This is a genomic window from Embleya sp. AB8, from assembly GCF_049739465.1.
Taxonomy (GTDB): Bacteria; Actinomycetota; Actinomycetes; order Streptomycetales; family Streptomycetaceae; genus Embleya.
This window is the reverse complement of the sequence record NZ_JBMHHY010000004.1, coordinates 206,029-219,304: the sequence shown is the minus strand read 5'-3', so window position 1 is coordinate 219,304 and position 13,276 is coordinate 206,029. Positions and strand designations below refer to the sequence as shown.

Below are 13,276 nucleotides of genomic sequence, written 5' to 3'. Positions count from 1 at the left end.
CGCTCACCCGAAGGAGAGATTGGAGCACGCGTCGTCGTCCGCCGAGCGGACCTGGTCGACGACCACCTTCTGCGGGGTCGCCGGCGGCGCGATGTTACCGGGTGTCGAGGGCGAACCGGTCGATGCCTCGGTGGCGAAGCTGCGGCCGACGGTCACCGTGACCCCCGGGGTGGCGGTGGCGCGCAGCTCGGCGCCGGGGAAGAGCCGGGCGACGGTGGTGGCCTGGTCCTTGGCGTCGCGGCCGTACTCGACCACGGTGGCCACGTGGGTGCGGGACTGGGCCGTCGAGGTGGTGGTGACGGTGAAGCCGTTGGCCCGCAGCGCGTCGGCCGCGCGGGCGGCGAGGCCCGAGGTGTTGGTGCCGTTGTAGACGGCGACGCTGATCCCGGCGCCGGCGGGCGGTGCGCTGCTGGCACCCGCGCCGGCGGGGGCCTGGTCCGGGGCCTTGCCGCCGGTGGCGTCCTGCCCGTCCACGGTGCGGTCGGCGCGCAGCGCGGCCCACAGCGCGTCGGCCTCGGGGTGCACGATGGCCACCCGTTCGCCCTGATAGCGCCACGGGACGGTGACGAACTTGGTGTTGTGCAGGTCGATGTCGCGCATCGCCATGGCGAACGAGGTCAGCTTCTGCACCGAGCCGAGGCCGGGGTCCACGGTCAGCGACTTGGTGGCCGCGTCGGCGAGCGGGAACAGCGTGGTGGGGTTCAGCCCTTGGCTCTTGACCTGCTTCATCAGCGCGGCGACGAACGCCTGTTGCCGGCGGATCCGGCCGATGTCGGACCCGTCGCCGATGCCGTGTCGGATCCGCACGTAGTCCAGCGCCTTCTTGCCGGACACCGACTGCGGCCCCTTGCGGAAGAGCAGGTCGCCGCGCCGGCCGAGGTTGGGGTTGAGGTCGCCGGCGTAGACGTCGTTGGGCACGCAGACGTTCACTCCGCCGACGGCGGAGGTCATCTTGGCGAAGCCCGCGAAGTCGATCACCACGGTGTGGTCCACGCGCAGCCCGGTCAGCTTCTCGACGGTGTTCTGCGTACAGGCCGGATTGCCCTGGGAGGTGTTCCCCACGGAGAAGGCCGCGTTGAAGATGGTGTTGCTCTTGGTCGTGGTCCAGGAGCCGTTGGGCAGGCGGCACGGGGGGATCTCGACGAGGGCATCGCGCGGCACCGACACGGCCACCGCGTGCTTGCGGTCGCCGTAGACGTGCAACAGGAACGCGGTGTCCGAGCGGCCCACGTCGCCCTCGCCGCCGCCGAAGCTGCTGTTGTCGCCCGAGCGCGAGTCCGAGCCGATCACCAGTACGTTCTGGCCGCCGCTGTCCTCGGGCCGGTCGGTGGACACGCCGTCGGCGGAGAAGGTGCGGATGTTGCCGTTGAGCCGTACATAGAGCCAACCGGCGCCGGCCACCAGGAGGAAGCCGAGCGCGAGGGCTATGCCGCCGATCCATCGGCGTCTGCGCCGGCGCGCGGCGCGTACCTCGGGAGGAACCTCCTTCCTGCCTCGCGGCGCCTCGGGTCGGCCGGTCTCGGTCGGCGTGGCCTTGCCCGCTGTTGCCTTGGGCCTGTGGCTTCCCGTCATCGCGCATCCTCATCCGGGTGGGCTCGTCGAGACAGACCGGCAGGCCCCGCCCCTCACTTGTATAGTTGCGCAATATAGCAAGTGTTGGCCCTTGTGGAGCAGGGCGACGCGGGTGGCGGTCGAACCGGGCCGCACGTGTGGGTGGTTGGCGCAGGTACGCCCGACGGGTGAAACGTCGGCGGAAAGGTCGGCGGAAATGTCGCCGCGAAAAAGTCGGTCGGGATCGGGAACCCCGGGTCGGGTCGTGCGTCTGGATGTCCGTCACCACACGGTGACCTGTGCGAACCCCACTTCGAAGCTCCATGAGGAGAACGGTGTTCAATCCTCCTTCGGGTAACCCGCGTTCCCGGCCTTCCGGGCGTTCCCCGCGGACCGGGCGCGTGGTCGGTGCCGGTCTGGTGCTGGCCGCCTCGGTCGTCCTGCTTGCGCAGCCGGCCTTCGCCGACGGCACACCGCCGGTCACCCGGCCGCCGGGTTCGGCCCCGACCCAGGCGCCGGATTCGGCGCCCACTCGGCCGCCGGGTTCGGCGCCGACCACGCCGCCCGGTTCGGGGTCGGTGCCGACCCGGCCGCCGGGTTCGGTGCCGACCACGCCGCCGGAGACCCCCCGGCTCGCCCAGACCGGCGGCAACGACCACACCGCGCTGTACGTCGGCGCGGGCGCCGCGCTGCTCCTGGTCGGCGGCGGCACCGTCGGGTTCGCCCGGCGCCGCCGCGGCACCACGGCCTGACCGACGCCGCAACCGGCCGATCCACCCGGGACGTCGACATCCCGGGTGGATCGGCCGCCGCCGCACCGGTACACCAGTCGGAGGAGTACACCGCCATCCAGGAATCCCATGTCCGGGGTCGCCCCGACCCCTTCGCCCCGACCCGTGCCGCGCCCGACCGCGAAGACCCCGCCCGCGAAGCCCTCGCCCGCGAGGCGCCGTTCGGTGAGGCCGCGCCGGCGCGGCGGCGTGCGTTCGGCCTGTTCCGGCGCCGGATCCGGGACGTCGGCGAGCCGCCGCCGACCATGACGCAGCTCTACCACGCGCATCGGCTGCGCCTGGTGCGCCTTGCCACACTGCTCGTGGACGACCGGGAGACCGCCGAGGACGTCGTCCAGGAGGCGTTCACCGCGGCCTTTCGCCGGCACGGCGCGCGGCTGGGCGAACTCGACGATCCGCCCGCGTACCTGCGCCGCTGTGTGGTCAACGGCGCCCGCTCGGTGCTGCGCCGGCGGCGAACCGCGCGGGCGTGGGTGCCGCCGGTGGCCCCGCCGGTGGCCTCGCCCGAGGACGACGCGTTGCGCGCCGAGCGCGACCGGCGGTTGCGGCACGCGCTGGGGCGGCTGACCCGGCGGCAACGTGAGGTACTGGTGCTGCGCTACTGGGGGAACCTCAGCGAGAGCGAGATCGCCGGCACGCTGGGCATCCCGTCCGGCACCGTGAAATCCACCGCCAGTCGCGGACTGACCGCGCTGCATCGGCTGCTCCTGGAGGACGACGCGTGATCCGACACGGTGGTGAGCACGCGGCCCTGGAGGCCGAACTCCGCGACTGGCTGGGCCGCCGCGCCGACGTGGTGACGCCCGAGACGCTGCGTCCGGGAGAGGTACCGCTGCCCCCGACCCGGGCGGCCCGCGGCCCGCTCCGGCTCCGTTGGGCGGTACCGGCGGCGACCCTCGCGCTGGCGGCGGCGGGGTGGGCGGTGCTCGGCCTCGGCACCGGTTCCGACGCGCCGCGCCCGGTCGTGGTCCCACCGGCCGCGCCCGGCGCCACGGCGGACGCCACCGGCGTATCCACCATCCCCACCACCCCGCCCTCCCCGGCGACCGAGGCACCGACGACCCCGCCGACCACGAACCCGCGACAGGTCGCCACCACCCCCCGGGAACCCCCGACCGCGCCCCCCGGCCGAACCGCCCCGCCCCGCACGGCCCCACCGCTTCCCGGACGCTGAGCACGGGGGCCTGCCGGAGCGCGACGACGGCCGCCGACGCGGGAAGGGTGCCGGTGACCGCCGTTCGGCGTTCGGGGTGGGTCAATGGGTCGGTTCGGTCCCCGGCACGTCGACGTGCTCCGGGGCGCGGTGTCGGGACGGGCCCGGGTGGCCGCAGTGGAAGAGCGGGGCCTCGGTGTCGAAGGGGACGTCCTCGCGGGATTCCTCGACGGCGCGCATCGAGGACGGCAGGTCGAAGGGCAGCCGGCCGGTCGCCTGCGCACGGCCCAGGACGACGTCCAGGACCAGGTCGTCGTCGGCGCCGAAGTCGGCCAGCAATTGGGTTGCCATCTCGGCGAGTTCGGTCAGCACCGCAGGGCGGTCCAGGTGTACGCAGGCAACCAGGGGGACTTCCGCCGCCAAGGCCCGGAGGCGGGCCGTCTCCTCGGGCGGGAACTCCAGCGAACCGGAGTGGAAGTAACGCTCGAGCAGGCCCTCGCGCCGTTCGTAGGGCGCGGCCAGACGGATGATCGCCAGGTCGGCCTCGGCCGGGGTGTCCACGACGCGGCCGTAGCGGGCGGCCACCTCCGGGGCGATGTTCTCCACGTACAGCGCGGGGTCGGGGGCGACCTCGACCGCAGCGACACCGCGCAGGCGGACCAGGGCGCGCTGTTGCACCCGGCGGCCCAGGGCCCGGGTCGCCGGCCGGCCGACCAGATCCGCGCCGGCGGCCGGGTCGACGTAGGGGTCCTCGAACAGGCCGAGCCGGAACTTGTCGCGCAGGATGCGCCGTACCGACGCGTCGATCCGGGCCTCGGTCGCCATCCCGGAGCGGACCGCGTCGATGATCAGCTCGGGGCGGGTCTCGCCGCCGAACTGGTCCACGTCGGCGTCCAGGAGCAGCCGCACCTGCTCGGCGAGCGGGAGCTCCTCGACCCCCCAGTTGCGCGCCGGGAGCGTACCGACGCCCGGGATGCGCATCCCCTCGAGGAGGTTGAAGTCGGTACACACCACGCCGTCGAAGCCGTACCGCCCGCGCAACAGCCCGGCGATCACGTCCCGGTTGAAGCACGCGCCGACCTCGGCCATCCCGGTGCCGACCGGGATGCCGTATCCCGGCATCACCTGCGCGACGCCCGCCTCGAACGCCGCCTCGAACGGCCGCAGGTGGTATTCCAGGTTGTCCCCGGGATAGGCCTGGAACCGGCCGTAGGCGAAGTGCGGGTCCTCGCCGCCCGCCGCCGGACCGCCGCCGGGGAAGTGCTTGACCATGCACGCCACGCTGTCCGAGCCGAGCGCGGCACCCTGCATGCCGCCGATGTAGGCGGCCAACATCCGCGCGGCCGTCTCCGCGTCCTCGCCGAACGTGCCGCTGATCCTGGCCCAGCGCGGCTCGGTGGCCAGGTCGGCCATCGGGTGCACCGCGACCCGGATCCCGGCCGCGCGCAGCTCGCGCGCCGTCGCCGCGGCGAACTCGCGGACCAGCTCCGGATCGTCCGTGGCCGCCAACCCGATCGGTTCCGGGCCGCGACTGAACCCGCCACCGGTGTGCGCCGCCGCCGGATTGTGCGCGAACCCGTGGCGCGGATCGGAGGACAGCGTCACCGGGATGCCCAGGCGGGTCTCGGCGGCCAGGTCCTGGAGGTGGTTGTTCCAGCGCGCCATCACCTCGATCGCCGGCACGGTCATCAGCAGGAAGTGGGTGATGCCCAGCTCGGTGAGCTCGCGCGACCCGGTCGGGAAGGTGTCCGGCCGGCCGGTGGCGATCCGCCCGTGGCACATCAGCGCGGCCTTCTCGGCCAACGTCATCCGCGCCAGCAGATCCGCGACCCGCTCCTCGATCGGCAGGCCCGGGTTCTCGTACGGCTCCATCGTGCCGTTGTGGTTGAGGTCCCGAAACCGGGTCCCGTCAAGGTGGCGCAGCAGTTTCACCGGACGTCCTCGCAGCAGTCGTGATCCGTCCATGGCGGCGCCACGGACCCCCGCCAGGGTTGCCGCCACAGGCGAGCCGGCATCGTGGATGCCGGAAGACATCCCGAGAGGCCCGGCACATGCAGGAATCGAACGCGGCGCCGGGTCCGGACGCGCTGGACGAACTCGACCTGGCGATCATCCACGCGCTGCAACTGGCGCCCCGGGCCACCTGGACCGAGCTCGGCCCGGTACTGGGCGCCGACCCGGTGACCCTGGCCCGCCGCTGGCGGCGCCTGGAGGCGAGCGGCGCCGCGTGGATCACCTGCCATCCGGGCAGCGGCGCGGGCGCGCTCGGCGGGACGAGTGTCGCGCTGGTGGAGATCCAGGTGGCGCCGGGCCGGATCCCCGAGGTGGCGGCCGAGCTGGCCCGACACCGGCATGCGATGAACGTCGAGTACCTCACCGGGAACCGCGACCTGCTGATCACCGCCGCCGCGGCCGACGCCGACGCGCTGGCGCAATACCTCCAGGTCCGGCTGCCGTCGGTGGCCGGGATCACCGGTATCCGGGTGCAGTTGCCGCTGCGCCTGTACAAGGACTCCGGCGCGTGGCGGCTGCGCGCCCTGGACCGGGAGCAGCGGGCGCGACTGGTCGGCGTGCCGCGCGAGCCGGCGCCGGTGCCCCGGGCCCTGGACGAGGCGGATCGGGCGCTGCTCCTTGCCCTGGGTCCCAACGGGCGCCTCGCCACCGCCGAACTGGCCCGGCGACTCGGCACGAGCGGGGTCACCGTGGCTCGGCGGTTGGCCAGGCTGACCGCCTCCGGGCAGGCGGGATTTCGCTGCGAGGTGGCCCGTTCGCTCACCGGCTGGCCGGTCTGCGTGACCTGGTGGTTGCGCGCGCCGGCCGCCGAACTGGACGAGACCGCCGCCCGGTTGACCGCGCTCGGCGATGTGCGGATGTGCTCGGTGGTCACCGGTACGGCCAACCTGATCATCGTGGTGTGGCTGCGCCGGGCAAGCGACGTACCGACGTTGGAGGCGGACTGGTCGCGTCGTTTCCCCCGCCTGGAGGTGCTCGACAGTGCGGTGACCATCCAGGTGATCAAACGTATGGGCCGGGTGGTCGGCCCCGACGGGCACGGCACCGATTTTGTCCCGCTGGACATCTGGTCCGACCCGCTGATCAACCAGGACGCGCGATAGCCGGATTCGGTTCCGCGTTCGCGCGTCGGGCAACTCTCCCGCGTGGAGGGAGAATTGTACTGCTCGGGAGCTACCCTTCCCGCACCTGGCGTTCTACGCTGCCCGAATGAGGGATGTTGCGCCTGGGGTGCGTGGGACGAGAATGGCAGAGCGGATATCGAGTCCGAATCCGGGTTCACCGCCGGACGCGGACCCGGGTTCGGACCCGGACGCGGACTCGGACGAACCGATTCGGATGATCGTGGCCCGCAACGTGCGGATGCTCGCGCGCCGCGACGGCTACACGGACGGCGCCATCGGCGAGGCCCTCGGACACGGCCGCTCGTGGGCCTGGCGGCGGTTCACCGGCGAACTCCCCTTCGACCTCAACGACGTCGAACGCCTGGCCCGACTGTTCCGGGTGGAACCGGCCCACCTGCTCGCCCCCGCCCACACGTGGGCACCCGACCCGGCCCGGAGGACGGTCTGATGAGCAACGAACGACGTCCCGGCAGCCGACGCAGTCGGGCCGAGAGCAGGCATCGGATCGAGCGGAAGAGTGTTCACGCGGTCCGGCACGGCGACGGCGCCGCGGTGCCGGCCATGTCGTCCGAGGTGATCGAGGCCGCGCTGTATCGCGCCGCCGAGGGCAACGACGCGGCCCAGGCGACCACGTACATCCTCACCGAGGAGGGTTCGTTCGTCCGCCGCCCCGATCTGTACGCGGTGTGTCTGGACTGGTCCGACGACGGCCGCTATGCCTCGGTGCAATGGCAGACGTTGCGCGAGGTGGTCGACGCGGCCGACAGTCCCTACGCCGACGGGGCGTTGCGGACGATCCTGCTGCTGTGTTGCGCGCTGCACGACGACGGTCCGGCGCCGTGGTCGCGACTGGCCTCGCTGGACACCACCAACGCGCGGATCGTCTCGCGCGGGATCCACATCGCCACCGGCGGGCTGCCGCTGCGTCAGGCGCTGGGCAATACGCCGTAGCCGGTAGCCGGTAGCCGGTAGCCGGTAGCCGGGAGCGGGGAGCGGGGGCAGGGAGCAGGTGGAGCGGCTGCGGACGGGGATCCCCGGTCGGCGGCCGCTCCGGGCTCAGCGCCGCCGCCGACCCTGGCCGGTGCCGTTGAGGGCTTCGAGGCGGGCCAGTGCGGTGCCGCCGTGCCACAGGCCGAAGAAGTCGCGATGGATGGCCAGGATGCCGTTGTCGACGGCGAACGCGGTCGACTGCGCGCTGAACGTGGTGGTGGTCACGAACACCGCGACGTCGGCCGCGAAGTGGGTCTTGGCGCCGAGCAGATCGCGGACCTCCTTCGGCGGGATCTTCCGGTTCGGCGCGTAGCGCTTGCACTGGATCACCGCGCTGCGCCCGTCGGGCAGCCGGCACAACACGTCCGCGCCGTTGTCCCCGGACCCGCCGACCCGGCGTACCTCGGTGCAGCGATCCCGGCGGCACAGGTCGGCGACCAACTCCTCGAACTCGGTACCGGTGAGCAGGTCCACCTCCGCCAGCGTCCGCCGCCCGGCGGCCACCGCGTCCTGGTGCCGCCACTCCCGATCCGCGCCGCGCGCCCGGTGATGGGCGCGCCACACCCGCCACCCGGCTCCCGCGAGCCCGGCGGCGAGGACGAGCGCGAGCGTGTACCACGGGCCCGCGACGATGAACACCACCGCCGTCACGGCCACCGCCATGCCGATGCCCGCCCTCGGCACCGCGCCGGAACGCGGCGGCTCCGGCGTCGAGTTGCGCCGCCCGGTGTTGCCCATGTCGATCCCCCCGTGGTCGGAACACGTGCCCTGTGCGGGTCCAGTCTGGCCGGACCGGCGCCGCCGTGGGGTGCGTTCGCGCCAACCGGTCGGCGGCCCGGATGCCGTCGGGGACGGTGCGCGCAACCATGGAGGGAGGGGCGAGATGAGCACGGAGGTATGTCATGGCCGCCAAGTTCGAGGTGTACACCGACAAGGCCGGCAAGTACCGGTTCCGGTTGAAGGCCGGCAACGGACAGATCATCGCCGTGGGTGAGGCGTACGAGACGCATGCGGCGTGTGTGAACGGGATCGACTCGATCAAACGCAACGCGGCGGACGCGAAGGTGGTCGAACTCGCACACGCCTGACGCCGCGTATCCACGCTCCCACGGTTCGGTTCTCCCGAGGGTTTCCGAGTTCTCCCGAGGGTTTCCGAGCGCTGTTGAGCGTTCCCGAGTGGTCCCGAGTGTTCCCGAGCGCGACGGCTCGGCCCGGCCCGGTTCACGTCCGCATTCGCGGCCGGCCGGGCCGTCGCCTTTTGTCAGTGGCAGCCACCGCAAGCACGGGTCACTTCCCCACCACCAGGCCGCCCTGCTCGCCTACGAAGCGCGCCTGGTCGACCCGTGATCGAGCCCATGGCCGGACCCGTGACCAGGTCCATGACCCGTCGTCCGCAACCACGCGTCCACCGTCGCGAAGTCCGCCTCGGTCAGGCCCGATCGTGAGTCGACCCCATGCAGCAGGGCAGCCCCCCGGTGGTGCCGGGCCACCCACCGCCGGTCGGTGTCGGTGAGTTCGTCGTCGACCCAGACGAACGGCCGCCCGGATGCCCACGCGACCAGGGCGCGGGTCTTCCAGTGCAGCCCCTCCCGCTCGTCCCGGTCGTCGCGGTCGGAGGCCTCCGGCCAGTACACCACGGCCAGTTCGGGCAACCCGAGGCGCGGCGCGATGTGGCTGTTGGCGTCGGCCGTCCAGGCCGTGGCCCAGACCAACTCGCAGGGCAGGCCCGACAGTCGCGGCCCGTGCGCCGGATCGACCCGGGCCAACAACGGGTTCGCGACCGCCTCCGGCAGCTCGGGGTCCATCGGGTAGGTCGGATATTCGTCGCCCCCGAAGGGGATCAGCGGTCCGTCGACGTCGAGGAACAGCAGCGGCCGCCGCGCGCGGCCGGTCACGGCTGTCCGGTGGTCGCCGCCCCGGACAGCGAGGCGGGCGGGCACAGGGTGCACGGGATCTGCATCGTCACCACCGTCGGGCCGTTCGGCGGGCTGTGTACCGCGAGCACCCCGTCGAATGCCGCGAGTCGCCGCTGGATGCCGCGCAGCCCGGTGCCCCGGTCGAGGTCCGCGCCGCCTCGGCCGTCGTCGTGCACGACCATCCGCAACAGCCCGAGTTCGTAGCGCAGGTCGATCCGCACCCGGTCGGCGCCGGAGTGCTTGGCCGCGTTGGTGAGCACCTCGGAGATCGCGAAGTAGGCGGCCGACTCCACCGGCGGCTCGGGTCGTTCCGGCAGGTCGACGGTGACCTCGACGTCGAGCGGCGAGATCATCGCCAGCGAGCGGACCGCGTCGCCCAGTCCCCGGTCGGCCAGCACCGGCGGGTGAATGCCCCGGACCAGGTCGCGCAGTTCGGCCAGCGCCTTGGCCGACGACTCGCGGACCTCGACCAGCAGGGCCCGAACCGCGGCCGGATCACGTTCCAGGAGGTGTTCGGCCGCGCCGAGGGTCATCCCCATCGCGACCAGGCGGGCCTGGGCGCCGTCGTGCAGGTCGCGCTCGATCCGGCGGATCTCGGCGGCCTGGGTGTCCGCCGCCTCGGCGCGGGTGGTGGTCAGGTGCGCGATCCGCTGGGCCTGCAGCGCGTGCTCGCTCGGGGCCAGGAGCGCGTGGGTGAACCGGGCATGCCGCCGTACCGTCTTCGGCGCGAGCCACAACGCGAGCGGCAGTTGCACCAGGCCGAGCAGCGCGGCCAGGATCGCGGTGAACTCACCGTCGATCGGCACGAACAGGTACCACAGACCGTCCCACGTGTGCGAAAGCGGAACGCCGTAGAAGGCCATCCCGATCCCCCAGAGCCCGCTCACGATCATCGCGATCGGGGCCAGCGCGAGCGTGGCGCCGACGATCGGCTCGGTCGCCAGCCACCACCAGTCCCGCCAGGTCTGCCGATCCCGAATCACCCACAGCAGCCGACCGATGAAGCCCTCCGCGCCCTCGGCCGGCGCCGGCTCCGGTTCGTAGTGGACCGGGATCCGCACCCCCGACCACCGCTGCGCCAGCTCCCGCTGCCGGTTGGCCAGCGCCCGCACCGCACGGACCACCGGCACCAGGAACACCAGGCCCAGGCCCGTACCGGCGAACACCACCACCAGCGACACCGCCAGGGTCAGCACGGTCGCCCGGATCGCCAGTCGCGACAGCGTCAACGAGCGCCGCAGCGCAACCAGACCTTCGGCGATCGGGAGGCCCTCACCCACGCTCAGCGGCCCGATTCGGCCGCGGCTCCACCCCGTGTGCTTCATCCGACCTGCGCCTTCCCGGTTCGACCGACTGCGGTATCCCGGCCCGTCCGGACCGCCTCGTCAGCCAGTATGAAGTGCGCCGGGTCGGCGAGTCGGTAGAGCTAGACCCCCTATTCAACCTTTCCCTGGAAACCGCCCGGGTCGACGCGAGACAGTCACCCTGCGTCGACCCGGGCGGCACAATCGGTGGCCGGAACCGGAACCGGAACCGGAACCGGAGCCGGGGCCGGAGCCGGAACCGGAGCCGGGGCCGGAGCCGGGGCCGGAGCCGGAACCGGAGCCGGGGTCGGGGCCGAGGCCGAGGCCGCGACCGGCCCCGCGGTCAGCCGTCGAGCCGGACCAGCATCTTGCCCAGGTTGTCCCCGCGCAGGAGTGCGATCAGCGCCTCCGGGGCCCGGTGCAACCCCTCGACCACGGTGTGCCGGCTGCGCAGCGTGCCGTCGGCCAGGAGTGGCAGGGCCAGCTCGGTCCACTCCCGGGCGAGGTGGAAGTAGGAGGTCACCGCCAGGCCGCGGACGGTGAGTTCCTTGGTGGCGACGGCGAAGATGTTGGCCGGACCGGGCAGTGGGTCCGCCGTGTCGTAGCCGGCGATCGCGCCGACCACGGCGATCCGGCCGCCGATCCGGGCGGCGTCCAGGGCCGCCGCCAGGTGCGCGCCGCCGACCAGTTCCACGGTGAGATCGATGCCGTCGGGCGCGGCCTCGGCGAGATCCTCGCGCAGCCGGCCCCGGGTGTGGTCGATGCCGACGTCGAAGCCGAACTCCTCGGTCAGCGCCCGGGTCTTGGCCGCACCCTCGGTCGAGCCGATCACCGTCGCGGCGCCGAGGTGTCGGGCCAGTTGCCCGGCGATGCTCCCGGTGGCGCCAGCGGCGGCCGAGACGTAGACCACGTCCCCGGCCCGCACCGGCAACAGCCGGGTCAGTGTTGCGTAGGCGGTCAGCCCGGTACTGCCCAGCGCGCCCAGACGGGTCTCCGCCGGTGCCACGGCCAGATCCACGGCGGTGACCTCGTCGCGAGCCAGTACGGCGTACTCCCGCCAGCCCGCGAAGTGCAAAACGGCCGTCCCGACCGGCAGTTCCGGCACGCCGGAGGCGACCACCGCACCGATCGTGCTCCCGGCCGGCGGCTCGCCGAGCAGGAACGGCGGCGCGTAGGCGTCCTCGTCCATCCACTCGCGCATGAACGGGTCGACCGACATCCAGGTATTGCGCACGAGCACCTCCCCGGCGCCCGGTTCGCGGACCTTCGTGTGCACGAACTCGAAGTGTTCCGGGCGCAGTTCGCCTACCGGGCGGGCCCGCAGGCGCACCTCGAGACCGTCCGGCCGGGGACTGGAAAATGACATGGTGGTGCTCCGAATCAGTGGAATATGGCATGGGGTGGGCGTCGGTCAGTGTTGGTGCGGGTCGGCGATGTCGAGTACGACCTTGCCCTGAACCCGGCGGGACAGCAGGGCCGTTGCCGCCTCCTCGGCCCGGTCCCACGGGCCGCGCCAGCCGATCTGCGGACGCAGCCGCTCGGTCGCGAGCAGATCCAGGAGCACCGCGAGGTCCGGGGCGAAGGGCGTGGATACGTTGAAGTTCTCCAGGCGCCCCCGAGCGGAGTTGGTGCCGGCCGACTCGAAGTCGATCGTGGTGTGTTCGCGGGCGGCTCGGCCGATCGCCTGGACCACGCCGTCGGGTTCCAGGCGGTAGAAGGCGTCGGCCAGTTGTCGCCCCCCGACGTTGTCCAGGACGCCGTACACCGGGGCCGACAGTGCGCTCGGGCCGAGCACGATCTCGGCGGCGCCGAGCTCCCGCAGGCCCTCGCCACGCTCGGGTGCGCCGACCGAGGCGATCACGTGCGCCCCGGCGAGGGCGGCGAGTTGTACGGCGAAGCGGCCCACCCCGCCGGAGGCGCCGGTGACCAGGACCCGGCGGCCGAGCACCGAGCCCAGCCGGCGGACGGCCTGCAACGCGGTGACACCGGCCACCGGGAGGGCAGCGGCAACGCCCGGGTCGACGCCGGCCGGGACGACCGCCAGGTTCTCGGTGTCCACGGCGCGCCGTTCGGCCCACGCGCCGGCCCAGCCGAAGCCGACCACGCGGGTGCCGACCGCCGGTCCCGAGCCGTCGGCGGCGGCCTCGACGACGGTCCCGGTGGCGTCCCAGCCGGGGATGTGGCCGTTCCCGGCGCCGGTCGGCCGATAGGCGATCTCGCCGAAGTTGAGCGAGAACGCGGCGACCGCGATCAGCGCCTGAGCGGGTCCGGGGCGCGGCTCGGGTGCGTCGATGGTGTGCAGGCCGTCGGGGCCGTGGGTCAGTGCTCGCATGGGATGTCCTGGTCCGCCCCGACTCCCGGGGCATCGGTGGGTGGCGACCACCGATCGCCGACCACCGACCGCACCGGCTCCGGCGCGGGTCGGCGATCGGCA

The 13,276-nt window shown here is 73.1% G+C and carries 14 protein-coding genes; 7 read left to right on the top strand and 7 right to left on the bottom strand.

Going from position 1 to position 13,276, the window contains the following annotated elements:
• Positions 1 to 3: 3 nt before the first annotated feature.
• On the bottom strand, positions 4 to 1,572 hold the full coding sequence (locus tag ABIA38_RS07665; protein WP_424637685.1) for an LCP family protein: 1,569 nt from the start codon (positions 1,570 to 1,572) through the stop codon (positions 4 to 6).
• A gap of 380 nt (positions 1,573 to 1,952) precedes the next feature.
• Here ABIA38_RS07665 and ABIA38_RS07660 point away from each other — a divergent pair, with 380 nt between their 5' ends.
• The 3 genes from ABIA38_RS07660 (at position 1,953) to ABIA38_RS07650 (ending at position 3,516) form a co-directional block, all read left to right on the top strand.
• On the top strand, positions 1,953 to 2,303 hold the full coding sequence (locus ABIA38_RS07660) for an LAETG motif-containing sortase-dependent surface protein (RefSeq protein ID WP_424637684.1): 351 nt from the start codon (positions 1,953 to 1,955) through the stop codon (positions 2,301 to 2,303).
• 284 nt (positions 2,304 to 2,587) lie between these two features.
• Positions 2,588 to 3,067, top strand: coding sequence for a SigE family RNA polymerase sigma factor (locus tag ABIA38_RS07655; RefSeq protein WP_424637683.1), 480 nt, complete (start codon positions 2,588 to 2,590; stop codon positions 3,065 to 3,067).
• The gene (locus ABIA38_RS07650) at positions 3,064 to 3,516 is read left to right on the top strand and encodes a hypothetical protein (RefSeq protein WP_424637682.1); all 453 of its coding nucleotides are present in this window, start codon (positions 3,064 to 3,066) and stop codon (positions 3,514 to 3,516) included. The genes ABIA38_RS07655 and ABIA38_RS07650 overlap by 4 nt, the downstream gene beginning before the upstream one ends.
• An 81-nt stretch (positions 3,517 to 3,597) precedes the next feature.
• Here the strand turns inward: ABIA38_RS07650 and ABIA38_RS07645 are convergent, their stop codons facing one another.
• Positions 3,598 to 5,427, bottom strand: coding sequence for a glycoside hydrolase family 3 protein (locus tag ABIA38_RS07645; protein ID WP_424637681.1), 1,830 nt, complete (start codon positions 5,425 to 5,427; stop codon positions 3,598 to 3,600).
• Between the two features lie 119 nt (positions 5,428 to 5,546).
• Between ABIA38_RS07645 and ABIA38_RS07640 the strand changes: the two genes are divergently transcribed.
• The 3 genes from ABIA38_RS07640 to ABIA38_RS07630 all read left to right on the top strand — a co-directional run bounded on the left by ABIA38_RS07640 (position 5,547) and on the right by ABIA38_RS07630 (position 7,583).
• Positions 5,547 to 6,611 (top strand): Lrp/AsnC family transcriptional regulator, encoded by a 1,065-nt coding sequence (locus tag ABIA38_RS07640; protein WP_424637680.1) that lies wholly within the window; start codon positions 5,547 to 5,549, stop codon positions 6,609 to 6,611.
• Positions 6,612 to 6,753: 142 nt separating this feature from the next.
• Positions 6,754 to 7,080, top strand: coding sequence for a helix-turn-helix domain-containing protein (locus tag ABIA38_RS07635; protein WP_424637679.1), 327 nt, complete (start codon positions 6,754 to 6,756; stop codon positions 7,078 to 7,080).
• On the top strand, positions 7,080 to 7,583 hold the full coding sequence (locus tag ABIA38_RS07630) for a hypothetical protein (protein WP_424637678.1): 504 nt from the start codon (positions 7,080 to 7,082) through the stop codon (positions 7,581 to 7,583). The genes ABIA38_RS07635 and ABIA38_RS07630 overlap by 1 nt, the downstream gene beginning before the upstream one ends.
• 105 nt (positions 7,584 to 7,688) lie before the next feature.
• Here ABIA38_RS07630 and ABIA38_RS07625 read toward each other — a convergent pair whose 3' ends face one another.
• The gene (locus tag ABIA38_RS07625) at positions 7,689 to 8,360 is read right to left on the bottom strand and encodes a restriction endonuclease (protein ID WP_424637677.1); all 672 of its coding nucleotides are present in this window, start codon (positions 8,358 to 8,360) and stop codon (positions 7,689 to 7,691) included.
• A gap of 164 nt (positions 8,361 to 8,524) precedes the next feature.
• Between ABIA38_RS07625 and ABIA38_RS07620 the strand changes: the two genes are divergently transcribed.
• Positions 8,525 to 8,710 (top strand): YegP family protein, encoded by a 186-nt coding sequence (locus ABIA38_RS07620; protein WP_424637676.1) that lies wholly within the window; start codon positions 8,525 to 8,527, stop codon positions 8,708 to 8,710.
• A gap of 231 nt (positions 8,711 to 8,941) precedes the next feature.
• Here ABIA38_RS07620 and ABIA38_RS07615 read toward each other — a convergent pair whose 3' ends face one another.
• The 4 genes from ABIA38_RS07615 to ABIA38_RS07600 form a co-directional block, all read right to left on the bottom strand.
• Positions 8,942 to 9,517 (bottom strand): HAD domain-containing protein, encoded by a 576-nt coding sequence (locus tag ABIA38_RS07615; RefSeq protein ID WP_424637675.1) that lies wholly within the window; start codon positions 9,515 to 9,517, stop codon positions 8,942 to 8,944.
• Positions 9,514 to 10,863, bottom strand: a complete 1,350-nt coding sequence (locus ABIA38_RS07610; RefSeq protein ID WP_424637674.1) for a sensor histidine kinase — start codon at positions 10,861 to 10,863, stop codon at positions 9,514 to 9,516. The genes ABIA38_RS07615 and ABIA38_RS07610 overlap by 4 nt, the downstream gene beginning before the upstream one ends.
• A 322-nt stretch (positions 10,864 to 11,185) precedes the next feature.
• Positions 11,186 to 12,208 (bottom strand): NADP-dependent oxidoreductase, encoded by a 1,023-nt coding sequence (locus ABIA38_RS07605; RefSeq protein WP_424637673.1) that lies wholly within the window; start codon positions 12,206 to 12,208, stop codon positions 11,186 to 11,188.
• Between the two features lie 45 nt (positions 12,209 to 12,253).
• Positions 12,254 to 13,174 carry a zinc-binding dehydrogenase gene (locus tag ABIA38_RS07600; protein ID WP_424637672.1) on the bottom strand — a complete coding sequence of 307 codons (921 nt, stop codon included), beginning with the start codon at positions 13,172 to 13,174 and terminating at the stop codon, positions 12,254 to 12,256.
• Positions 13,175 to 13,276: the final 102 nt, after the last annotated feature.

Coding starts and splice junctions, on each gene's coding strand:
- ABIA38_RS07610 (WP_424637674.1), bottom strand. CDS start 10,863: ATGAAGCACACGGGGTGGAGCCGCGGCCGAATCGGGCCGCTGAGCGTG.
- ABIA38_RS07665 (WP_424637685.1), bottom strand. CDS start 1,572: ATGACGGGAAGCCACAGGCCCAAGGCAACAGCGGGCAAGGCCACGCCG.
- ABIA38_RS07655 (WP_424637683.1), top strand. CDS start 2,588: ATGACGCAGCTCTACCACGCGCATCGGCTGCGCCTGGTGCGCCTTGCC.
- ABIA38_RS07630 (WP_424637678.1), top strand. CDS start 7,080: ATGAGCAACGAACGACGTCCCGGCAGCCGACGCAGTCGGGCCGAGAGC.
- ABIA38_RS07640 (WP_424637680.1), top strand. CDS start 5,547: ATGCAGGAATCGAACGCGGCGCCGGGTCCGGACGCGCTGGACGAACTC.
- ABIA38_RS07625 (WP_424637677.1), bottom strand. CDS start 8,360: ATGGGCAACACCGGGCGGCGCAACTCGACGCCGGAGCCGCCGCGTTCC.
- ABIA38_RS07620 (WP_424637676.1), top strand. CDS start 8,525: ATGGCCGCCAAGTTCGAGGTGTACACCGACAAGGCCGGCAAGTACCGG.
- ABIA38_RS07600 (WP_424637672.1), bottom strand. CDS start 13,174: ATGCGAGCACTGACCCACGGCCCCGACGGCCTGCACACCATCGACGCA.
- ABIA38_RS07635 (WP_424637679.1), top strand. CDS start 6,754: ATGGCAGAGCGGATATCGAGTCCGAATCCGGGTTCACCGCCGGACGCG.
- ABIA38_RS07605 (WP_424637673.1), bottom strand. CDS start 12,208: ATGTCATTTTCCAGTCCCCGGCCGGACGGTCTCGAGGTGCGCCTGCGG.